16 protein-coding genes, 4 tRNA genes and 1 pseudogene are annotated in these 24725 nt (G+C 29.1%); 13 read left to right on the plus strand and 8 right to left on the minus strand.

The window, feature by feature from the left end:
* Positions 1-81 precede the first annotated feature (81 nt).
* The 4 genes from ilvC (at position 82) to ACZ5QM_RS01110 (ending at position 3960) form a co-directional block, all read left to right on the plus strand.
* Positions 82-1128, plus strand: coding sequence for a ketol-acid reductoisomerase (ilvC, locus tag ACZ5QM_RS01095; protein WP_464203028.1), 1047 nt, complete (start codon positions 82-84; stop codon positions 1126-1128).
* A 384-nt stretch (positions 1129-1512) separates the two neighbouring features.
* Positions 1513-2511: an anion permease gene (locus ACZ5QM_RS01100; RefSeq protein ID WP_464183058.1), complete on the plus strand. Its 999-nt coding sequence runs from the start codon at positions 1513-1515 to the stop codon at positions 2509-2511.
* A gap of 58 nt (positions 2512-2569) precedes the next feature.
* On the plus strand, positions 2570-3115 hold the full coding sequence (locus ACZ5QM_RS01105) for a 4Fe-4S dicluster domain-containing protein (RefSeq protein WP_464183059.1): 546 nt from the start codon (positions 2570-2572) through the stop codon (positions 3113-3115).
* Positions 3115-3960, plus strand: coding sequence for a CoB--CoM heterodisulfide reductase iron-sulfur subunit B family protein (locus ACZ5QM_RS01110; RefSeq protein WP_464183060.1), 846 nt, complete (start codon positions 3115-3117; stop codon positions 3958-3960). The genes ACZ5QM_RS01105 and ACZ5QM_RS01110 overlap by 1 nt, the downstream gene beginning before the upstream one ends.
* Positions 3961-4678: 718 nt before the next feature.
* Here ACZ5QM_RS01110 and clpX read toward each other — a convergent pair.
* The 5 genes from clpX to thiL form a co-directional block, all read right to left on the minus strand.
* The gene (gene clpX, locus ACZ5QM_RS01115; protein WP_464183061.1) at positions 4679-5911 is read right to left on the minus strand and encodes an ATP-dependent Clp protease ATP-binding subunit ClpX; all 1233 of its coding nucleotides are present in this window, start codon (positions 5909-5911) and stop codon (positions 4679-4681) included.
* A gap of 3 nt (positions 5912-5914) precedes the next feature.
* Positions 5915-6580, minus strand: a complete 666-nt coding sequence (gene clpP, locus ACZ5QM_RS01120; protein WP_464183063.1) for an ATP-dependent Clp endopeptidase proteolytic subunit ClpP — start codon at positions 6578-6580, stop codon at positions 5915-5917.
* Between the two features lie 21 nt (positions 6581-6601).
* Complete coding sequence (locus ACZ5QM_RS01125; protein WP_464183065.1) at positions 6602-7954, minus strand: trigger factor; 1353 nt, start codon at positions 7952-7954, stop codon at positions 6602-6604.
* A gap of 904 nt (positions 7955-8858) precedes the next feature.
* On the minus strand, positions 8859-10055 hold the full coding sequence (locus ACZ5QM_RS01130) for an LL-diaminopimelate aminotransferase (protein ID WP_464183066.1): 1197 nt from the start codon (positions 10053-10055) through the stop codon (positions 8859-8861).
* 599 nt (positions 10056-10654) lie between these two features.
* The gene (gene thiL, locus ACZ5QM_RS01135; RefSeq protein ID WP_464183067.1) at positions 10655-11671 is read right to left on the minus strand and encodes a thiamine-phosphate kinase; all 1017 of its coding nucleotides are present in this window, start codon (positions 11669-11671) and stop codon (positions 10655-10657) included.
* A gap of 638 nt (positions 11672-12309) precedes the next feature.
* On the opposite strand from thiL, the gene ACZ5QM_RS01140 reads away from it, so the two are divergent.
* The 4 genes from ACZ5QM_RS01140 to ACZ5QM_RS01155 all read left to right on the plus strand — a co-directional run bounded on the left by ACZ5QM_RS01140 (position 12310) and on the right by ACZ5QM_RS01155 (position 12692).
* Positions 12310-12382: transfer RNA gene (locus tag ACZ5QM_RS01140), tRNA-Gly, on the plus strand.
* A 60-nt stretch (positions 12383-12442) separates the two neighbouring features.
* Positions 12443-12516, plus strand: a tRNA-Thr gene (locus tag ACZ5QM_RS01145).
* A gap of 4 nt (positions 12517-12520) precedes the next feature.
* Positions 12521-12603, plus strand: a tRNA-Tyr gene (locus ACZ5QM_RS01150).
* Positions 12604-12619: 16 nt separating this feature from the next.
* Positions 12620-12692: transfer RNA gene (locus tag ACZ5QM_RS01155), tRNA-Gly, on the plus strand.
* A gap of 74 nt (positions 12693-12766) precedes the next feature.
* Here ACZ5QM_RS01155 and ACZ5QM_RS01160 read toward each other — a convergent pair.
* Entirely contained in the window at positions 12767-15202 is a 2436-nt protein-coding gene (locus ACZ5QM_RS01160) for a 4-alpha-glucanotransferase (RefSeq protein ID WP_464183069.1), read from the minus strand.
* A gap of 168 nt (positions 15203-15370) precedes the next feature.
* On the opposite strand from ACZ5QM_RS01160, the gene nhaD reads away from it, so the two are divergent.
* The 5 genes and pseudogenes from nhaD (at position 15371) to ACZ5QM_RS01185 (ending at position 23376) form a co-directional block, all read left to right on the plus strand.
* A complete protein-coding gene (nhaD, locus tag ACZ5QM_RS01165) occupies positions 15371-16711 on the plus strand; it encodes a sodium:proton antiporter NhaD (protein ID WP_464183070.1) in 1341 nt (446 codons plus the stop codon).
* A 10-nt stretch (positions 16712-16721) separates the two neighbouring features.
* Entirely contained in the window at positions 16722-17435 is a 714-nt protein-coding gene (locus ACZ5QM_RS01170) for a DNA alkylation repair protein (protein ID WP_464183071.1), read from the plus strand.
* A gap of 1538 nt (positions 17436-18973) precedes the next feature.
* A pseudogene (gene rpsA / locus ACZ5QM_RS01175) lies at positions 18974-20686 on the plus strand (30S ribosomal protein S1); the annotation flags it as partial.
* A gap of 686 nt (positions 20687-21372) precedes the next feature.
* On the plus strand, positions 21373-22764 hold the full coding sequence (locus ACZ5QM_RS01180; RefSeq protein WP_464183073.1) for a bifunctional UDP-3-O-[3-hydroxymyristoyl] N-acetylglucosamine deacetylase/3-hydroxyacyl-ACP dehydratase: 1392 nt from the start codon (positions 21373-21375) through the stop codon (positions 22762-22764).
* Between the two features lie 90 nt (positions 22765-22854).
* Positions 22855-23376, plus strand: coding sequence for an IS1096 element passenger TnpR family protein (locus tag ACZ5QM_RS01185; protein WP_464183074.1), 522 nt, complete (start codon positions 22855-22857; stop codon positions 23374-23376).
* 613 nt (positions 23377-23989) lie between these two features.
* Here the strand turns inward: ACZ5QM_RS01185 and rplI are convergent.
* Positions 23990-24433 (minus strand): 50S ribosomal protein L9, encoded by a 444-nt coding sequence (gene rplI, locus ACZ5QM_RS01190; RefSeq protein ID WP_464183076.1) that lies wholly within the window; start codon positions 24431-24433, stop codon positions 23990-23992.
* A gap of 8 nt (positions 24434-24441) precedes the next feature.
* A complete protein-coding gene (rpsR, locus tag ACZ5QM_RS01195) occupies positions 24442-24720 on the minus strand; it encodes a 30S ribosomal protein S18 (protein WP_464183078.1) in 279 nt (92 codons plus the stop codon).
* Positions 24721-24725 lie beyond the last annotated feature (5 nt).

The raw sequence follows: 24725 nt of genomic DNA on the forward strand, positions 1-24725 counted from the left end.
GACGAGATAAGTTATTATTATAGTATAATTCTGTAAATCAAGTGCATTTTGAAAGTTTCAAATGCTTAAAATATTTTTTATATGGCAATAATGAATTTTGGGGGGGTAGAAGAAAAAGTTATTACTCGTGAAGAATTTTCTTTAAAGAAAGCACAAGAAATTTTAAAGAACGAAACAATTGCTGTGATTGGTTATGGGGTACAAGGTCCTGGTCAGTCATTAAATTTACGAGATAATGGATTTAAAGTGATTGTTGGACAAAGAAAAAATGGAAAAACATGGGAAAAAGCTATTGCTGATGGTTGGGTTCCAGGAAAAACTCTCTTCGAAATAGAAGAAGCTTCCAGACTAGGAACAATTGTGCAATATCTTCTTTCAGATGCTGCACAAATTGAAGTTTGGCCTCGTATCAAACCACATCTTACTGCCGGAAAGGCACTTTATTTTTCACATGGTTTTGGAATTACTTACAAAGAAAGAACAGGCATTATTCCACCTACTAATATTGATGTAATATTAGTAGCTCCAAAAGGTTCAGGTACATCTCTTCGTCGAATGTTTCTTGAAGGAAGAGGATTAAATTCTAGTTATGCTATTTTTCAAGATGCTACAAGCAAAGCTTTGGATAGAGTCATTTCATTAGGAATTGGAATAGGTTCAGGATATCTGTTTGAGACTAATTTTAAATGTGAAGTGTATTCTGATCTGACTGGGGAGCGTGGTACTTTGATGGGAGCAATTCAAGGAATTCTTTTAGCTCAATACGAAGTTTTACGTGAAAATGGACATACTCCTAGTGAAGCTTTCAATGAAACAGTAGAAGAGCTTACACAATCTTTAATGCCCTTATTTGCTGAAAATGGAATGGATTGGATGTACGCTAACTGTTCTACAACCGCTCAACGAGGAGCATTAGATTGGATGGGATCTTTCCATGATGCTACAAAACCAGTATTTGAAAAATTATATAAAGAAGTCGCTTCTGGAAACGAAGCACAACGTACTATAAATGCTAATTCTAAATTAGATTATCGTGAAAGTTTAGCTAAGGAACTAAAGGCTTTGCGCGAAAGTGAAATGTGGCAAACCGGTACTGTTGTTAGGAAATTGCGTCCAGAAAATAATTAGATTAAGGTTTAGTTTTTAATTGGTAAGATTAATTGATGTAAATGTATTTATACAAAAAAATTGTTGAGATAGTGATTTTTATTCAATTTTTATTTACATGGGATAAAAATGAAAAAAGTTCTAAAATAATTTAGAACTGCACTCATAAAAATCATACTACTTTTATACTTCAAAATTTTATAAATAAAAAGTTTTAATCATTCAGTTTTTTCCTATTCAAAATAGGTATTTTTAAAGAAACTTGTTTCTTTGACTTCTTAAATCTGAATTAATAGTTTATAGAACAGAAAATTTAAAAAACATACTTACTAGTAGCTATTGCCAAAGACAAAAAGCAAATAACTAACAGAAAGAAATATTAAATAGTTATCTCCTTTCTTTTTTATGATTTTATTTACTGTTATTATAATCTTATCTCTTGTTTTTGATTTCGTCAATGGGTTTCATGATGCTGCAAATTCGATTGCAACAATAGTGTCCACGCATGTTTTATCTCCATTTCAAGCCGTGTTGTGGGCTGCCTCGTTCAATTTTATTGCATTTTTTGTTGCTAAATACATAATAGGAGAATTTGGTATAGCACAGACTGTGGCCAAATCAGTGTTAGAAGAGTTTATTACATTACCCATCATTTTATCCGGATTAATCGCTGCACTTATTTGGAATTTACTTACATGGAAATTAGGAATTCCTTCATCATCGTCTCACACGTTAATCGGAGGTTTTACAGGAGCAGCTATTTGTGGCGCTGGATTTCAATCCATACACGTTAACGTAATTACCAAGATAATATCTTTCATTATACTAGCTCCTTTAATTGGTATGGTGATTTCATCTATTATTACTATTGGAGTATTATGGATTTTTCGAAAAACAAATGTCAAAAAAACAGAGAAAATATTCAAAAAATTACAATTGCTTTCTTCTGGATTATTTAGTCTAGGACATGGATTAAACGATTCTCAAAAAGTGATGGGAGTTATTGCCACTGCCATGATTGCTATTAGACAAATAAATTCTGTTCAATCTATACCAGATTGGGTACCTTTAGTTTGCTTTACTTCTATTGGATTTGGAACTATGATGGGAGGATGGCGTATTGTAAAAACAATGGGAACAAAAATTACTAAAGTAACAGCACTAGAAGGAGTATGTGCGGAGACTGCTGGAGCATTAACTTTATTTATTACCGAAATAATGAAAATTCCTGTAAGTACTACTCATACAATAACTGGATCAATTATGGGCGTAGGAACTGTAAAAAGATTATCGGCTGTACGGTGGAGTATTACCATAAACTTATTTTGTGCATGGATATTTACTATACCAGTAAGCGCCTTACTTGCTGGTATAGTCTATTTATTAATTAATTCAATACTTTAATTAGCTATAATTATTTACTCATAGTTATACTAATTAGTTTTCAAAAATCAAATCTAAAATGAACTACAAAAATACATTAAATAATGACGTCCTCCGCTGCACAGGAATAAACACTGCTCGATGTTATCAATGCGGTAAATGCTCGGCAGGTTGTCCAATGTCCGAGAATATGGATTTTACTTCCAATGTAGTAATACGAATGCTTCAAATAGAAGAAGAAAACATAGATAAGCAAATCCTTAAATCTCAAGCAATATGGTTATGTGTCTCATGTGAAATATGTGTTTCTCGTTGTCCAATGGAAATCAATATTCCAAAAATATTAGATTATTTGCGGCAATATTCTCTAAAAGAAGGGTTACAGAATAATGAAGCTAAACGAAATATTATTTCTTTCCACAATTCTTTTTTAGATTCTGTTAAATACACGGGAAGGCTTTATGAAATAGGTTTAATTGCCTTATATAAAATAAGGACACTTAATTTTTTACAAGATTTAGAGATTGCTCCTCGTATGCTTATACGAGGTAAACTACCCCTATTTCCAAAAATAATAAAGAAAAAAAGACAATTATTAACCATTTTTAAAGAAACTAAAAAATAATGCAAATAGGATTTTATCCGGGTTGTTCTCTAAAGGGAACCTCTTCTGAATATGCTCAATCTACGCTTGCTTTAGCAAAATCGTTTAATATTCAATTGATTGAAATTGAAGATTGGAATTGTTGTGGAGCAACTGCCGCTCATAATATCAATTATGTACTTGCTTTTGCTCTGCCTGCAAGGGTATTAGCTTTAGCAGAGAGACAAGGATTGACAGAAATTTTAGTTCCTTGTGCTGCTTGCTATAATCGCTTAAACGTTACGCAACACGAACTCGTTACGAACGAAATATTAAAGAATCAGCTATCTCAAACACTTCAGATGTCCATTAGCGGTAACATTAAAATATTCAATGTAGTACAATTTATTGAAAAATATTTTGCTAAAAAAATAGAAAGAAAAATTATCAAACCTTTTAAATATCCCGTAGTTTGTTACTACGGGTGCTTATTAGTACGTCCACATAGTATTTTAAAATTTGATCGTTTAGAGAATCCACAATCAATGGATAATTTAATGCAAAAAATAGGAGCATATTCTCTTAATTGGGCATATAAGACGGAGTGCTGTGGAGGAGGGCTTTCTATTCCACGTACTGATATTGTTGCTAAATTATGTGGAAAAATTATAAAGGATTCATTAGATAGAGGAGCTAAGGCAATTATCGTTGCTTGCCCAATGTGCCAATCTAATTTAGATATGCGTCGTTCTCACATTAACACTTATTTACACACAAAAACAAATATTCCAGTAATATATATTACACAAGCAATTGGATTAGCAATCGGAATAAATGAAAAAGATTTAGGATTTAAACAAATGTTTATACAACCAACATTTGTTTAAATGTTTATACAAACTATGTAATTATTTTCATTTTCAATAAATATGTTAACTCCCATCAATTCTTATTCAAAAGAGACAGTAGCAGTTGCTTTTTTATCAAAATTTATTTCAGTTTTAGATTTACTTGTAAATCCATCTTCACATGCTAAATAAGTATTAACACAACCAGTCTGTAAAACTTCTGTTTATTTCTCTTCTCGACAAATAGAAAATTATACCCTCTTTATCAAGAAAATACGAATTTTGTTTATTAAATAAAATAATAAATACAATTGCATTTATTATTTCAATATTATTGATTATTCTGAATAATCACATTAAACTTAAAGATAACAGTATCTTTAAGTTTAATTAAATCCATGAGAAGTCATATAATTAATAAACCTATTTTGTATTAAAAAAGACTATATGCTCTTACTCAAAACACTACATGCCACATTTACAATGAAAAAATAAACAGATGCTTGGATGAAACATCTGTTTATTTTTATAATTATACTACTAGAGTAAGATAAAAAACTCAATTTTTATTTTACTTAGTATCTTTTCACTTACCTCGTAAGCGTAACACTTTTACTTTTTCAAGTAAAAGAACGAATTATTCAATTTTTTTAAAAAAAATTGATATCTAGCTTACCTAATTCTTAATCAAAATAAAGAGAAATCACAATAATAATTTACCTCTCCTTCTCCATAAATAGTCAATATAGAATTCTCATTATTTGCTTTGACATTCAGCCTTTTCCATCCGTTTTTTAGCATAATCTGCAGTTATAAATAATTCTTTCTCAGAAGTAGAAGGTATTTCAAACATCGCATCAATCATAATACTTTCCGTAATTGAACGTAATCCTCTTGCTCCTAATTTAAATTCTATAGATTTATCTACAATAAAATCCAATGCTTCTTTAGCAAAACTTAGTTTAACTCCATCCATTTCGAACAGTTTAATGTACTGCTTAATAATTGCATTCTTTGGTTCTGTAAGAATATTTCGCAAAGCTATACTATCTAAAGGGTCAAGATAAGTCAACACAGGAAGCCTTCCAATAATTTCAGGAATAAGACCAAAAGCTTTTAAATCCTGCGGAGCAAGATATTTTAGTAAATTATTTCTATCTATTTTTTTATTCTTTTCATTTACTGTATAACCAACAACTTGCATATTCAAACGTTGAGCTATTTTTTTTTCAATCCCATCGAAAGCGCCTCCACAAATAAAAAGAATATCTTTTGTATTAACTTGTACCATATCTTGTTCAGGATGCTTTCTTCCTCCTTTTGGAGGTACATTTACCAAAGAACCTTCCAAAAGTTTCAAGAGCCCTTGCTGAACACCTTCTCCACTTACATCTCGCGTAATAGAAGGATTGTCCCCTTTACGAGCTATTTTATCTATTTCATCTATAAATACAATACCCCTTTCAGCATTTTCCAAATTATAATCAGCTACTTGTAACAAACGGACTAAAAGACTTTCAATATCTTCTCCAACATAGCCAGCCTCAGTTAAAACAGTTGCATCTACAATAGTAAACGGAACACTTAATAAACGAGCAATTGTCTTTGCTAAAAGTGTTTTACCTGTTCCAGTAGCACCTACTAAAATGATATTAGATTTTTCTATTTCCACATCATTATTATTTTCCATATTTCTTGCTTGCAATAATCGCTTATAATGATTGTAAACAGCAACTGAAAGATAACGCTTGGCTGCATTCTGACCAACCACATATTGATCCAATAAAGCTTTAATATCTTTTGGACGAGGAAGCTCTTTCAATCGAAATGAAAAATTATTTTGAGACACTTGTTGAACTTTTCTCAAAGGTTTAAGTATCTCATAAGCTTGCATTATGCAACCATCGCAAATATAAACGCCTTTTCCTTGAACAAATACATTTAATGGATTACCACAAAAACTGCAATATTTCTCAGATTTCTCCTCCATATCTCACTTTTTTGTCAATATCCTATCTATCATTCCGTAAGCTAATGCTTCTTCAGTATTCATCCAAAAATCACGATCCCCATCCTTTAATACTTGTTCATAAGGTTGACCTGAATGATCAGCAATAATAGTATAAATTTCCTTTTTAATCTTTAATATTTCTCGAGCTGTAATTTCAATATCAGAAGCTTGTCCTTGAGCTCCACCTAACGGTTGATGAATCATAACTCTTGAATGACACAAAGCTGATCGTTTTCCCTTTGCTCCGGCAACTAACAAAACAGCAGCCATGGATGCCGCCATCCCTGTACAAATCGTTATTACATCGCTAGAAATAAATTGCATAGTATCATAAATTCCATATCCAGCATAGACAGCTCCTCCAGGCGAATTAATATAAATAGAAATATCTTTACCTGGTTCCGCCGAATCAAGATATAACAATTGAGCTTGAACTACACTAGCAGAATAATCATCTATTTGAGTTCCCAAAAAAATAATACGATCCATCATCAAACGAGAAAAAACATCCATTTGAGCTACATTCAATTGACGTTCCTCTATAATGGTCGGTGAAATATAACTACTAGAAATTGTTGCATATTTATCAAGTACATTTGCACTTATTCCGAAATGCTTAACAGCATATTTTTTAAAATCGTTGCTCATTTGATCTCCCTAGAATGTTTTTTAGGCAATTTTCCGAAATTCTTCTTCTGTTATCCTTACAAGTTTTAAACTAATTTTTTCTTTCAAAAAACTAACAATTTTAATTTCTAATGCTTTATTTTGCAATTGTTGAATTCCCTTTTCTGTTTTTAACATTTCATTTGCATGACTTTCTAACAAATTATCTGCAATCGCATGAAAATCATACAAAGCAAATCGTGCCCGTGCCAAAATTTTAGCAGTTTGTTGTATATCTTCTGACGTTACCTTTATTTTATTACTTGCTGCTATTCTATTCCAAATAAACTGTATTTTCATTACCTGCAAAACATTTGGAAAATCTTTTTCAAATGCCTCTTTCGTAACTTTGGTACCAACTTCCATCAGCCATCGTTTTAGAAAAGCCTCAGGGAACTGAACTCCTTTTATTTTTTCTAATAACAACTGCTTCACATCTAAAAAAAATCGATAATCACTCTCAGACTGAAATTGTGAAGTTAAATTTTCTTTGATTTTTTCTTTAAACATTTCTTCAGAAGTAACTGTGCCTATTTCATATAATTTGTCAAACAATTCTTGGTTAACTTCTACTTTTTTATAACGACCTATTTCAATAATTGTAAAAGAGAAATTTCCTCGATAATTAATTGATTCTGTTTTTTTTATTCTCAAAAGAGAAGACAATTTAATTTTATTTCCTTCAAAAGCTTTATACGGATTAAAAATAACAATATCTCCTACCTTTTTACCTATAAATTTTATTTTTTCTTTTTCATTTTCTATAGAGGAAAGTCTCAATACTACATCATTAAGATTAATTCTATTTTTTAACAGTACATCGTCTTCATTTAATTCTATAAATTTTCCTTTTATTATGTCAATATCAGCATCTTCTATTACATCCATATTAATATCATACCTACCAAATTGCATTTTGAGAGTATTAATTTGCCTCTCAATCATTTCATCTGTTATAGTTATGGCATAATATGGGAGCTCATCATCTTTTGTTAAACTAATATCGAATTCAGGTTGTAGTCCTATGTCAAATAAAAATTCAAAATCTTCTTGATTACTTAAACTATTTTTTTTTTTAACCAAAATTGGTTCCCCAAAAATACATAATTTGTTTTCTTTTATATATTCTGATAATTTACTAAAAATTAGTTTATTTAATTCCTCTACTAAAACATTCTTTCCATACATTGATTGAATAATTGACTTTGGCACATTTCCTTTCCTAAAACCATCAATAACCACATTTTTACAAAGATTATCTAATGATTTTTTTACTAAAGGTTGATAATCATCTTTAGTTGTACTAATTAAAATCTGAGCATTTATATCATCAATTTTTTTCAAAACAATATTCATCTGCCAAATCCTAGTTTTATGTGCTAAAATAATAATTTATTTAATTTTTATGATAGAAGTTAGAAATCATAAAACAAATATATACAAAACTCAGTGTTACTCTATGTACAACAAAAATCAGCTAACTTTCTTATAATTCAAAATTTTTTTTACAAAAATCACTTATCCCTATTTATTTTTTTCTTCATCCAAAAAATAAACAACTATTTATTTTATAAATATCTAGAGTAAATCGAATATTCTTACTTTAATTTATGCACTTAATTCTCAGTTTAAAGAAAAAAAACAAAAGTATCAAAGTCTTTTTGATTTTACCAAATATCATCTAATCTTGTAAAAGAATTCCCTCTCAAGTTTCGATTCTATCATTGGCACAACATTTTAATCATTTAATTTTTTCTGTCAAAATTTTGTAATTAAATATTGCTAATTATTTTTCTTCATAAACTATCTCATTATTTTTTTTCTTTTTAAATTTAAAATCTGTTGGTCAATATTTTATTTTTCTGTATAAAAACACATTTCTAAGTCCATCTTGAAACGTTTAAAAATCTCTTTAACACGATCCTTACGTAACTCATCAAGGACTGTAACCTTTTCCTAGTAAATATTACAGTTCAATTTCATTGAGCAGTACATGGACTATTATCCATCAAATGATATGTTGAAAACTAATGAATTTCAATAGACAAGAAAACCCTACCCTTTGAATAGTCTTCCTAAAGCATTCTCTCCATAAAACTCAAGAATTAGCCACCACATATCAGTTTAGCATTATTTTCTAAATAACATCCAAATACTCTTACGAAGTCTTTCTACTCATAAATCCCCCTAAACTTTAATAATAATACATCTTCTCAAAGGTACTCACTCACTATCCCAATATACCAAGATGTCTAAAAAATTATAACAACTTTTTTATGCGTGATACAGCTTCCAAAATATCTTTTCTGTTTCCAAAAGCAGTAAAACGGAAAAATCCTTCGCCTGCTTCTCCAAATCCATCACCTGGAGTTCCTACTATTTGAACCTTATTAAGTAGTAAATCAAAAAACTCCCACGAAGTTAACTTATTCGGTGTTTTTGTCCAAATATATGGAGCATTAACTCCACCATAAGTGGTTAATCCAAATGATTCCAATCCAGCTTTAATAATTTTAGCATTTCCCATATAATAATCTATTACCTTGCTAATCTGTTTTTTACCATCCAAAGAATAAACAGCCTCCGCTCCTCGCTGAACAATATAAGCTGTACCATTAAACTTAGTAGATTGTCTACGTCTCCACATAGTATTTAACGAAAGAATCTCCCCGCTAGCTGTTTGAGTAATTAATTCTTTTGGAACGATAGTATAACCTGCACGTAGACCTGTAAACCCAGCTGTTTTAGAAAAACTTCGAAATTCTATAGCCACTTTTTTTGCTTCAGGTATCTCATAAATACTATGTGGAATATCTGGCTGTGAAATATAAGCCTCGTACGCAGCATCAAAAAGAATCAAAGATTTATTTTCTAAAGCATAATCCACCCATCTTTTTAATTGAATTGTGTTTAAGACTGTTCCCGTAGGGTTATTTGGATAACACAGATAAATTACATCGGCTGTTTTCCTAGGAAAAGAAGGAATAAAATGATTTTCAGGTACACAAGGAAGCAGTTCTATCGATCTATCTGCCATTTTATTAGTATCCACATACACCGGGTAGGCTGGATCTGTAATTGCAATATTATTGTCTTGTCCCAAGATATCACCAATATTCCCTGTATCACTCTTTGAGCCATCGCTAACAAATATTTCATCAGCTTCAATAAAAATACCTTTATTTGTAAAGTCATTTTTCAAAATAGCTCGAATAAGAAAATCATATCCTTCGTAGGGAGCATATCCTCGTAAAGTTTCTACACATGCCATTTCATCAGTTGCTTTATGTATAGCATCAATTACAACTGGAGCTATTGCTTGCGTTACATCTCCTATCCCTAAACTAATGACCTTTTTATTTTTATTATGTTTTTTATACTCATCTACTTTTTTTGCTACTTCGGAAAATAAATAACGACTACTTACTTTAGTATAATGCTCATTTATTCGTAACATATTCAAACTCGTTTTTATTATTATAATGAATCTTAAATATACAGATTTTTGAAATATCATAAACTTTCTTATCAATAAATTTATGTATTGTCAATAACGCATTCCCCTCTAATTCTCCCTCTATCTATGAGAACAATCTACAAATTAATTATTATTAAACATATTTATTTTATTAATAGAATAAATACAACATTTGTTAAAACGCTTACAAACTCAGGGGATATAATATTTTTTAGTTGAAATATGTATCATATAATCACAAATAAAAAAATAGCAAGCTTACATCTTTTGGTGAACCAATCTGTTCTTTTATAAACAGCCATTACTAGTACTAGTTCTACAAGGATTTACTTTTACTTCAGTAAACTATTTTTATAGTTTATTCTAATAACTACGGATTATTTAAATTGGAGAGACTTCTTATAGTATTATATCAGCATAATTCATGCGTAATACTTTCTTTTAATAATAATTTCCTCCTAAGCAGATTTTTTAGTAAAAAATCTACTACTTTTGTCCATTTAAAGTTCACCGTTTGGAACGATTTATCACAATAAATTTAGAATTTTAGATTGAATACAATCATGATTTCTTTAATACTAATTCATAACCCATCCCTGTGCTTTTATAGGAATACGGCTACCATCCCTAATAATAAGATTTACTCCTTCTTCTTTTTCACAAATATACCCTATAAATTTAACTCCTTTTATTTCTTCTATTTTTTTGTGTAAATAAAATGGTACAGTAAATAATAATTCGTAATCATCACCACCATTCATAGCAACGGTAGTTAGGTTAAGATTAAATTCTTCAGCCATCATTGCTGTTTGGTAATCTATTGGAATACGCTCCTCATAAACGGTACAACCAACATTACTTTGTTTACAAATATGTATTAATTCAGATGCCAATCCATTTGAAATAACAATCATAGAAGTAGGAATAATATTTTTTTTTACAAAAATTTCGATAATATCTTTTCTGGCTTCAGGTCGAAGTTGTCTTTCTAACAAATATTCTCTTCCGGAAAAATCCGGAATAAATGTATTTTCTCGACTATAAATAGTTTTTTCCCGTTTCAACAATTGTACCCCCATGTATGCTGCCCCCAAATCTCCTGATACACAGATAATATCTGTATTTTTAGCTGTGTGACGATAAACTATATTATTTTTCTCTCCTTCACCAATACAAGTTGTACTAATACAAATTCCAGTTAACGATGAAGTAATTTTCAATCCAATAATATCTACTTCATATATTTCACAAGCGTATTCAATACCAAAATATAATTCTTCTATGCTTTCTGCAGTAAAACGTTTGGATATCCCCACAGACAAAGTCAATTGTCTAGGGTACCCATTCATAGCATAGATATCAGAGAAGACTACAACAGCTGCTTTATAACCTATAAATTTCAAGGCTGTATAAGTTAAATCAAAATGAATACCTTCCAATAATAAATTTGTAGCTATGAGAGTTAATTTATTGTCATATTTCAATACGGCAGCATCGTCTCCAATACTTTTAATAGTAGATGTATTGTTTGTTTGGAGTTTTTTTGTGAGATGAGAAATGAATTCAAACTCTCCAAATGATGCTATTTCTGTCATAACTGTTTAATTACATATTTTATAACAAGAACCATTTATGTTATGTTATACTCGACACTTTCTGTACACATTCGTGACTTACTTCTATAAATTTTTTTCTAAAATACAGTAATTATAGGAGATTCTAATATTCTTACACTCCTATCAAGCGATCAGTTTCTTCGAATAATAAACAAATACCAGCATCACTTCTTAATCGTTTTAAATAATGTAGTACCATTTTGCCAAAGTTTCGAATGAAAAGTCTTATATAGATCATATGAAAAATTGACAAATAAATATTTTTAATTAAAAAATAATAAGGGTGAGAGTAATGAGGAAACTTCAATTATAAACACTTAATATTCTTCTCAAAGAATATTAAGTGTTTATAATTTTAAGAATCAATATCTATTAAATTCCATAGATTGACAAAATTAAAAGATACATATGAGAGAATATATATTTGATTCAAAATATCTAGTTTTAGATAAGTTAAATACTGAAAAATGCAAAGATAATTAAATAAAACTATTGAAATTTTGCTTTTTTACTATAAAAACTAAGAAATAGATAATACCTATATTTCTCTATCAATTTATTATTGATAATATTTGTAGGAAAGAAAAATTGGATTTAAATTTGTCGCTATTAGGATCGCGAAAATAGCTCAGTCGGTAGAGCATAACCTTGCCAAGGTTAGGGTCGCGGGTTCGAGCCCCGTTTTTCGCTCAGGAAATATTAAGATTAAATGAAATTTTATAATTATTAAACTTATGATATTAAAGTGCCGCCTCTTTAGCTCAGTTGGCCAGAGCACGTGATTTGTAATCTCGGGGTCGTTGGTTCGAATCCGACAAGAGGCTCAAGGGGTAGTTACCAGAGTGGTCAAATGGAGCTGACTGTAAATCAGCTGGTTTATACCTTCGGTGGTTCGAATCCATCACTACCCACCCGTAAAACAAGTAAGCGGAAGTAGCTCAGTTGATAGAGCATTAGCCTTCCAAGCTGAGGGTCGCGGGTTTGAGTCCCGTCTTCCGCTCAAAGTTCCTTGAATAAATCAGGGAACTTTATTGTATTGCCTTCCTTTTTTATTTTTAATTAAATATTTTAAAATTATATTCGATGGGATCGAAGTATCAAATTACGTATTTTAGTATTTAATTTTTCTGCTTTTAGTAAATCTTCAATAGTAATATGCATACGGTATTGCCAATAATAATGAGAATTAATTGGATTATTAATTCGTTCCATTTCCGGATTTGGACGGCATAATTGAGTATCTATAGAAAACCAGTCTTGTAAAGGAATGATAACTAACATAGATTTTGAGTTTAAATGATTACAGAGAATAGCTTCACTTACTTCGGAAGTACAATCTTTAGGAGCAGTCCCTTCCCTTTTCAAAATTTGATTATAATAACATTGTGTTTGTTCTCTGTCTTCCTTCCACCATGCCCGAATAGGATTCATGTCGTGGGTAGATGTTGTGCAAACTGAAAGATAAGGGACACAATTTAAATCAGTAAATTTTTGTCCCAATGATTTTGAAATTCGTTCCATTTCCAAACTGAGTATTTGTAACATATTCATTACCTCTGGTTCCGAATGAGGAATCATTCCTAAATCTTCTCCACAAACTAACATATCAGTAGAATCAACAAGTTTTGTTAAATTCTTTAAAGCAATTAATTTCCAAAACTCATTATGTCTTTGGTAAAAGTAATTATCGTAAAGACAATTAAAAGATGCTTGATGAATTTGATTGAGTTGTTTATATGTCGAGGTAGAATAAGCGAAAATACGAGGATGATAATATTCTTTTTTATCCAAATCTTCAATGAATAACTCTTTGATTTTCTCATCAAAAGGCAATCCCCATCGTATTATTTCTTCTTTACAAAGAGGTAAAGAAGGATTAAAGTACCCAAATAGTCCATTATCAGAATCTTTCGGAATTTGCCAAATACGAAAAAATCCAAGGATATGGTCAATACGATAGGCATCAAAATATTCTGTCATTTTTTTTAAACGTTGTTTCCACCAACAATAATTATCACGTTCTATTTTCTGCCAATTATAAGTTGGGAACCCCCATGCTTGCCCATTAGCAGAAAAAGTATCTGGTGGTGCTCCAACTTGGAGAGATGCATTAAAATAATTTGGGTTTATCCATGTATCAACTCCCATTCTGTGAACTCCAATGGGAATATCTCCTTTTAATACAATTTTATTTTTACGAGCATATTTACTTGCTTTTATTAATTGTTTATGTGCATGAAATTGCAAATAATAATAAAATCCATATTTAAATTGAAACTTATAATTTGGATTCCAATTTTTCTTTTGAAGAAAAGCAGTACCATATTTATCCCTCAAATAACAGTAATTGGCATAAGGGGTTAGCCATTCTTGATTTTTTTTAAAAAAATCAAGAAATTCGAGCGAAGACAATATTTCTTCTCCTTCTTGTTGGAATATTTCATGAAAAAAAATCCATTTCCATTTATCTACTTCTTCGTAGTTTATTACCAAAGATTTATTTAATTCTTCCTGTTTGGATTTGTAAAAAATATCTCTTTCTACATTTTTTAATGTGCCCATAGCTTTTAAATTTAAATAAAGAGGATGTAGGGCAAAAACAGAAATTACATTGTATGGGTAAGAATCTTCCCATGTATGTCCAATTGTCGTATCATTAACAGGCAAGATTTGAATGATTTTTTGATTGGTCACTTTTATCCAATCAATCAATTGAATCAAATCCTCAAAATCACCAATTCCAAAACTATTGTTTGTTTTCAATGAAAAAATTGGGATAACGACTCCTGCACATTTCCATTCAGGTTCTTTGTCTCTAAAATACAAAGATGAAACAACAAGAGTTTCATCTTTTCCAAGCATAGGAACATCCAAATATCGGTTTTCTCCCTGTTCCCAACGAAGAAAGACATTTTTTTTTTCATCAATGATACAAAATTTATATTCGAATGTTTTTGGTAATTTGTCAGCATCCAAATCAATTAACCAATCTGGGAATTTTTCACATAAAAGAGGTAGTGCTCTTTCCAGATTCCAATTACCTAATATTTCATTATTTCCCAAAAGCATAATACGCTCATTAGGGGCAACTAAAGGGGCTGATACTTTAATACGAATCGTTCTTTCGTATATTGGAACAATATTGTACTCATTTTGACGTGCAAACCAATTTTTAACAAACGCAGATGAATAAAAAAATCTATGTTGAGGTAACAATTGCCAAAAATCCCATATATTGTAGTCTTTATAATGATTATTAAGTCGGACATAATGAGGGCACTTCCACTCTTCAAAAGTCAATTTATTGTCTTCGGATTTTAAAAAATAACGATAGTAAAGAAGAAGAACTTTATTAGGTATATTTAATTCAGCGAACCATGTCCCATTACCTGAATGAAGCATTTCTTTAGCTCGCGCTATATCCCATTCCCCTAATTCAGGAATAGATCCGACAATAAACAACTTTTGTCCGAAAGTTGTATGAAAATGTATACTAAAAATGAGTTTCAAGAAATCAATGATTTTTCAATAAAAATAAGAAATAATGGTTAAATATAGAACGTATCTATATATATTCATTTAAAAAAGAAGCTTTTTGATTCCCATTTGGTTAAGATTAAATAGCTTTAATTATTATCTTTAATTTTCAATTAAGTTTTATGCTAGATGTTTATTTTAATGATTATAACTTTTATAATAGGTTATGCATGTATCACTCTGGAAAATTTATTACATATTCATAAAACAGCCACAGCGTTATTATTAGCAGTACTTTTGTGGACATTTTTCGCTTTAGGAAATTGGTCATCTTTCCATGTTTATATAGATAATTCAATCTATAGTGATTTTTTGAATTATTGTAAACACCATCCCGGTACGATTTTTGCAACTTGGCTTGCTCAGTTTCCCTTAATTGAGCATTTAGGAAAAATATCAGAAATTTTATTTTTTTTACTTGGAGCTATGACAATTGTTGATATAATAGATGCATATGGGGGATTTATATTAATTACAGATAAAATTAATACAACAAAAAAAGTATTTCTGTTATGGATTATTGGTTTTTTGACTTTTATTATGTCAGCTATATTAGATAATCTTACCACATCTATTGTGATTGTTTCTTTATTAAGAAAGTTAATTGCTAATAAAAAAGAACGTTGGTTTTTTGGAAGTATGGTTATTTTAGCAGCTAATGCTGGTGGCACATGGTCTCCTATTGGAGATGTTACGACTATTATGTTATGGATTGCGGGTAAATACAGTTCAAATTATATTATTATTAATACATTTTTACCTGCTCTAACATCTATGATTATTCCTTTCGGGATAATTTCCTTTACAATGAAAGGGTCTATTACTCGTTTTAAAACGAGTAATACAAAAAAGAAATTTTTTTTTTCTAATAAAATAAGAAGTTTTGTATTTTTCTTGGGTATTAGCGTTTTATTATTTATTCCTATTTTTAAAGTGCTTACTCATCTTCCTCCTTTTTTGGGAATGTTGGGTGGATTAGGCGTTCTTTGGATAGTAACTGGTTTTATCCATAAGGAGATATTAGCTAATGACCTATCTGTTCATAATATTTTAAAACGAATTGATACTCCTAGTATTCTTTTCTTTTTGGGTATATTAATGGCAGTAGGTGCTTTACAGAGTTGTGGACAATTAGATTTACTTTCTTTTTCATTGGAAAAAATCTCAATGAGAGAACCAAATAAATATTATTTAATTTCTATAATCATTGGAATATTTTCTTCTATTGTAGATAATGTCCCTTTAGTAGCCGGAGCAATGGGGATGTACCATTTCCCAATTAATCATTATTTTTGGACATTTCTTGCTTATACTGCAGGAACAGGAGGAAGTATTCTAATCATTGGCTCTACTTCAGGGGTTGCTGTAATGGGTATGGAAAAAATTGATTTCATTTGGTATTTTAAAAAAGTGTCATGGCTAGCATTAATAGGTTATTTAAGTGGATGCTTTGTATATATTTTTCAGCGTAGTCTATTTTGATTCAAAAAAAATGAATGCTGAATTTATTATCCATAAAATTTTTACCTTTTCCAATCTTGAAAAAGCGAAAATTTTTCAAAAATATTTCAAAACAGGACAAGGGCAATATGCAGAAGGGGACATCATGTTAGGATTATCTGTCTCAATTGTAAGAAACATCGTTAAAAAAAGTCCTGATTTGCCTTTTTTAGAGGTTCAAATACTATTGGATTCTAAATATCACGATGTCAGGTTCGCAGGGTTATTATTTTTAGTTAGACAATTCAAAAAAACAAAAAAGGAGAAAGAAAGAGAAGAAATATTCAATTTTTACCTAAAAAATACTCATAGAATTAATAATTGGGATTTAGTGGATGCCACCTGCCATTATATAATTGGTTCATATTTATTAAATAAAAAAAATAGGAGTGTGCTTTATGAACTTGCTAAAAGCGATAATTTATGGGAGCAAAGAATATCTATTGTTTCTACATGGATATTTATTAAAAATCAACAATTTTCTGATATTTTAACTATATCTGAAAAGTTGCTGAATCATCAACATGATTTAATACACAAAGCAGTTGGATGGATGTTACGAGAAGTCGGTAAAAAAAACTATACAGTATTAGTTGATTTCCTTAAGAAAAATTACAAACGAATGCCTCGTACAATGTTGAGATATGCTATAGAACATTTCTCTTCTGAGAAGAGAGCATATTTTATGAAAAATGATGGCTACTAAAAAATAATTTAGTTATAAAATCAGAAAATAATATTTCTCAAATATTACTTAAAATTTGTAATTATTTAATTAATAAAAGAATGTCATATTAAATTATGATTCATTCTATCTAATGGGAGAGTACACTCTTTTAAAAGAGATAAAAAACTACTCAAAAAAAATAAAAGAACACTGTTACCGTAAAAACGTCAATATATCCAGTCGATAGTGGATGAAAGTTGAATTTCGATATCATATTTTCATTGTATGAATAGTAAATTATTGCTACAACAGTGAATAAACTTAAATTTAAGTATACACTATACCCTCGGGATACCCGAATTTTAAGAAAATACCTTGGTTAAAGCTCTTTTGAAGAGCTAAAATAAAATCAAGATATCTTTTGTGCAAGGTTAAGATGATTTAAAAGCTTCAAACGAACGAAAATAATTTTTCTTTATAAATACAAATTGGATAAAAAAAGAGATTTCTAATCGTTCTTTTAGTGAAGTACTAAAAAATACACTTTCAAGTTTTGAGAGATATGTAGAATTATATTATGATTCCAACAAACATTTTTAGACAGGTATTTATATCTGATTACATAATCTACTCTTTTCTCCTTTGTAAAAGAGAGAAAAGAGTAGATCCCTCAGCTAGGCTGTCATTTTTTTATAAAAAAGTATTTGTATCGCAATAGAATCTAGATTCTAATCGTAGATTGATACATTAAGTATTGATTTTTAGTCTAGAAGAAAACACGATAAGTGGAAATCTTCTTTACGTTTATTATCACAATATATTTTTTTAAAAAAGCAGATATATCTCTCGGTTTGCTTAATCAAAGCAGTAACCTATATTTGTTTTTCTATTAAAAGTATATAAATCATCCAAAATAAATAATTGAGAGTTAATATTTATTAGACTTAGCTTCTTAAAAAAAAGAACTCAAATATAAAATTGAACAGATTCATTTTAAGTACAATACAATAATTGTCCAAAATTTTTGGAAAAAGAGCATTTTTTCAAGAATTAACTCAAACTGTATTACTTTTTAGATTTGAAAAAGGAAATTTTGGACATAACACATCTATTCTAGTCAAATGGACAATTATTATTCGTAAATGACAATTATCTAGAAAAATTTTAGAAATATCTTTTAAGATAGGTACTGAAAATGGTACTGTATTTACGAATGAAAAATATAGAGAAACGGATATTGTTTGCTTATCTACATTCAACTAATATCAGAGTAAAAGAAAAAATGATATTTAACAAAATGTCTGATTTACAGACATATATGTTAAAATGAAATTATAATAAAACCGTTTTTTTTTACTTGTTTGCATAAAAGTTATGATAATTCTTTAATACCTTTTATTAAGAATCAGAAAATAAGTATTAAAATTTTAAAAAAACGATGTAAATTGAAATGAATTAGGTTTTATTTTCAATAATCATTATCTTTCTTCCTAAAAGAAAGATAAATGGTTCCTTATCATCTTTTATTAAATCTAAAAAGTGTAAAAATCTAATTTAAAAGATTATTTTTAAGTAAAATGAATGAAGAATTGAATAAAGAACAACTAGTAGAAAAAAATCTAGAAATAAAAACAAATGCTCTTAATAAGAATTTTGACTTAGATACCTACGAAAGAGAAGAAATTTATGAAGGAATAAGTAAAAATCAATTGATAGAAATTTATAGTAAATCAGTCGGTAAAATTAACAAAAACGAAGTCGTTGTAGGCAAAGTGACTTCTATCACTAAAAAGGAAGTATTTATTGATATTGGGTATAAATCTGACGGTGTGGTTGCAACAACAGAGTTTCGCTATTGCCCTGATTTAAAAATAGATGATAAAGTTGAAGTGTATATTGAAAATCAGGAGGATAAAAACGGTCAATTACTTATTTCTCATAAAAAAGCTCTTCATATCCATTCATGGAATAAAATAAATGAGGCATTTCAAAAAAATGAAATTATCAAAGGTTATATTAAATGTCGTACAAAAGGAGGTATGATCGTAGATATATTTGGAATGGAAGTGTTTTTACCAGGTTCCCAAATTGATGTTAAACCTATACGTGATTATGATGCATTTGTAGATAAAACAATGGAATTTAAGATTGTTAAAATTAGTCAAGAATCTAAAAACGTAGTTGTTTCTCATAAAGCTCTCATTGAGGCAGAATTAGAACAACAGAAAAAAGATATTATTTCAAAACTTGAAAAAGGTCAAATTTTAGAGGGTACAGTTAAAAATATTACTAATTATGGAGTATTTGTCGATTTAGGAGGTGTCGATGGTTTGATACATATTACTGATTTAAGCTGGGGACGTGTATCACATCCAGAAGAAATAGTTCAATTAGACGAAAAAATTAGTGTAGTCATTCTTGATTTTGACAATGAAAAAAAAAGAATTGCTCTTGGTTTTAAACAATTAACTCCTCATCCTTGGAATAATATAGACGAGAATTTAAAAATAGGTGATATTGTAAAAGGTAAAGTAGTTGTTGTAGCCGATTATGGCGCATTTGTTGAAATAGCTCCTGGTATTGAAGGTCTTGTTCATGTTTCAGAAATGACTTGGACTCAACATTTGAAAAGTGCTCAAGAATTTGTAAAAGTTGGAGATAAATTAGAAGCTGTTATTTTGAATTTGGAGCGTGAAGAACGGAAAATTTCATTGGGTATTAAGCAATTAAAAAATGATCCATGGGAAGATATTGATAATAAGTATATAATTGGTAGCAAACATGTTGCCAAAGTACGAAATTTTACTAGCTTTGGCGTATTTGTAGAAATTGAAGAAGGTATTGAAGGATTAATTCATATTTCCGACCTCTCATGGACTAAAAAAGTTAAACATCCAAGTGAAATAACTTCTATAGGTAGTGAAATTGAAATACAAGTATTGGAAATTGACAAAGAAAACCGTCGTTTGAGTTTAGGACATAAACAGATAGAAGAAAATCCATGGGATATATTTGAAACAATTTTTACAGTTGGATCAGTACATGAAGGAATTGTCATTGAATTACTTGATAAAGGAGCTGTTATTTCCTTACCTTACGGTGTAGAAGGATTCGTTACTCCAAAACATTTAGTAAAAGAAAATGGTTCTCGTCCGTTGTTGGACGAAAAATTGAATTTTAAAGTTATCGAATTCAATAGAGAAGCCAAACGAATAATTCTTTCCCACAGCCGTATTTTTGAGGATGAACAGCGTAAAGAAAAAGAAATAAATAAAGAAAACGAAGAAAAATTGGGATAAATTAATGAGTGATTTTTTTTATTAAAACAAGAGACATTTTTGATAGAATATCTTTTGTTACAGTCAGTATAACTGACTGTATTACACATATACAATCTGAAAAAACAAAACTGGTATATAGATGATTGATAATTTTTTTTAATTATAATTAATATATAAAAACTGAAAAATTCAGAACAATTCACAAAATATAATGTACTTACACTTATCATCAATCAAGATAAATGTGATACATTATATTTTTTTCAAAAAAAAACATTTTTTTCGTTTCAATATCTCTGAATTACAAAAATTGAAGAATATTACAAATAAATTTTTTTTTAGTAAAAATTAAATGTTAAGCATTTATTGTGACTTAATTTTTTTAAAATCCTTTTAATGAAAATTGAATTTTTACTTTTATGATAAAAAAATTACAATACAATCATAAATAAAATAATTAATGTTCTTGAATTAAAGGATAAAATCGTACTCCCGAATCATTAATAGAATAGCTTTAAAAAAACTGTAAAAAAATGGTTCAGTAAAAAACTAAAATTGAATACTCGAGGATAAAACAAAAAATAGGAAAGAATACAACTTTTTCAAGAAAAAGTTGTATTCTTTTTTGATAGAATTGGTATTTAAATATTGTATTATAAAAAATATTCCATAAATACATTAAAGGTTAATACAAAATGGATAAACAACACACACTTAAACAAAGTTTTTCTCTCTCAGGAAGAGGTTTTTACAGTGGACAGGTAGTGCATATCACTTTTTCCCCTGCTCCTGAAAATCATGGTTACAAAATTAAGAGAGTTGATCTAGATGGACAACCAATAATTAATGCTACTGCTGAAAATGTAATTGATAATTTACAGGGTACTACTATTTTTTATAATAGTAGTATACAGGTAAATACTATTAAACATGCCTTTGCAGCATTATACGCTTTACAAGTTGATAATTGTTTAATAGAGATAGATGCATCAGAATTTCCTGTTCTTGACAGTAGCGCTATGCCTTATGTAAATGAAATTGAGAGAATTGGATTGGAAGAACAAATGGAAGAACGAGAGTATTACATTGTAAAAAATAAAGTAGAAATTTGCGATAAAGAGACTAACGGCTCAAGTATTGTATTACTCCCTGACGACCATTTAATAATTAATACTCTTATTTCTTTTGATTCAACTATTCTTAATAGTCAATTTGCTACACTCAATCGTTTAGAAGATTTTAAAAATGAGATAGCAGCTAGTCGTGCTTTTGTATTTGTAAAAGAAATAGAACTTTTGATAGAAAAAAATTTGATTAAAAAGGGAACTCTTGATAATAATATTATTATTTATGATAGACAAACAACTCAAGAAAAACTAGACCAATTGACTGACAAAATAAATATTACTCGTAAAGATGCCATGAAGTTGGGATATATTATGGATAGACCATTAGTTTATTCTAATGAACCTGCTCGACATAAATTATTAGACGTTTTAGGATCTATTTCTTTGGTTGGTAACCCTATACGTGGAAGAATTATTGCTACTTGTCCTAGACATGAGATTAATAATAGTATAGCTAAACTTATTCGTAAAAATCTAAGAGTTAACAAAATACAGGTTCCTGAATACAATCCTAATAAGGAATCTTTGATGGATATTAATCGTATTAAGAAACTTTTACCTCATAGATATCCTTTTCTATTAGTAGATAAAATTATTGAAATTGGAGAAAAACACATTATAGGTGTTAAAAATGTATCCGTTAACGAATCATTTTTCCAGGGACACTTCCCTCAAGAACCTTTAATGCCTGGTGTTTTACTTGTAGAAGCTATGGCTCAAATAGGTGGACTATTAATTTTGAATAAATTGGAAGAACCTAATAGCTATTCTACTTATTTTATGAAAATAGATGCTGTCAAATTTCGTCAAAAAGTTATCCCTGGTGATACACTAATATTTCATTTAAAATTTATTAGTGATATTCGTAGAGGAACAGCTACTATGAAAGGACATTGTTTTGTAGGTGAACGTTTAGTTTGTGAGGCCGAATTTATGGCACAAATAGTCAAGAATAAATAATTGAATAAAAGTTACTAGTGTACACAATTTTTTCTTTTCTAAATTATAAAAGATGCTATTTAAAATGAATCATTTTTAGTTAAGTTTTCTATGATTTATTATTTTGTTTTAATTTCCGATGAAGTAAATAACTTTCGTAGGGATATTATTATTAATTCTGATGCAACATTTTTTCAATTGCATAAAGCGATACTAAATTCTGTAAATTATACCAAAGACCAACTTACTTCTTTTTTCATTTGTACTAACAACTGGTCTAGAAAAACAGAAATCACTGTAATTAATATGGAATCACCTTCTTATGGAGACGTTTACGTAATGAGTACCTGCAAACTAAGCGAACTTCTTAATGAGAAAAAGCAAAAGTTAATTTATGTTTTTGACCAGTTAAACGATCGTTGTTTTTTCATAGAACTGTATGAAATTTTTCCAGAAAAAAAACAAGATGCCCCAAAAATTGTTAAATTTTCAGGTATTCCACCTAAACAAATAATCAAAATAAAAAACGTAAAATTTTCTGATTTTTTTCTCTCTGATAATGACGAAAATGATCATTTCTATCAGGGAATTCAAGATAATGAATTTAGCTTTGAATTCTACAATGATGATTGATAGATAAAAACCTAAGTAAAAGCAATATTATTAATAATTAAAATATTGCTTTTACACACATTTATTAGAGAATAAATTAAAATTAATTAAGCTAAAAAACAATTATATAAAATTGAAAGAAAAACTCTTAATGAGCAAGGACAAAAAGTAAAGAAATCTCTATTGTACCATTTGTCTGATAAACGAAAATTAATCTATCTAATACTTAAAAAAAGACTATTCTTCAGATATAGGGAACTGACATAAAATTTTGATTATTCTATTTTCTAAATAAGAAGTTGAACACATCGTAGAATTTTGAAGAGAAAAAGTTGTTATGTAAATGACAGCAAAACTAATACGCGTTATGATTCTTGACTAACTATTAGCCTATTTTTAATAAATTTTTCCATTTAAAATAATTTACTTGAATTAGTTAATTGTCTTAAAGACTAATATAGAAAAATATTTCCTACTACAAATCTACAAGAAAAAGCTACCCTTATTCTAAACATCTTAACTACATGCAGATCTTAACAAAAAAATAAAAAACGCAGTAGGAAGACATCAAAATAACTACTAATAAATTATATGAAACACAAACTGTTTTTCTTTTTCATTAATTAATGAAATTTCATTCTGATACCACTTCAAAGGGCATTTCTACTATAATATCTTTATGAAGTTTTAAAATAGCTTTGTAGGAACCGATCTCTTTTATATGCTCTTTAATAACAATTAACTTTCGTTCTATTTTAATCCCTTTTTTTTCTAATTCGTCTGCAATCTGAATGTTGGTAACTGAGCCAAAAATTGTTCCAGTAGAACTAGTTTTTGTTCCAACAATAAGAGAAAGACCCTCCAATTTATCTGCTAATGTTTGAGCATCTTTTTTTATTTTTTCCAATTTGTACCCTCGTTGAAGAAGATTCTCTGCTAATACTTTTTTTGCTATTGCAGAAGCAAAAAGAGCTTTTTTTTGAGGAATCAGGAAGTTTCTTCCATAACCATTTTTTACAGTGACAATGTCATCTTTATAACCAAGATTACTAATATCTTTTAATAGAATTACTTGCATGGTATTTTTTATTTCATCAAATCAGCTACGTAAGGCAGTAAAGCCAAATGCCGAGCACGTTTTACCGCTTTAGAGACACGGTGTTGAAACTTTGCTGAAGTCCCTGTAATATACCTAGGTAGAATCTTACCCTGTTCATTTAAGAATTTTCTTAAAAAATCAGGATTCTTGTAATCGATAAATCTAATACCGTTTTTTTTAAAACGACAATATTTTTTTCTATTTTTAGTATCAGGAGTTTGAGGAGTTAAGTAACGAATTTCTGAATTACTATTATATATCGCCATAATTA

Source organism: Azobacteroides sp. (SeqCode), from assembly GCF_055395615.1.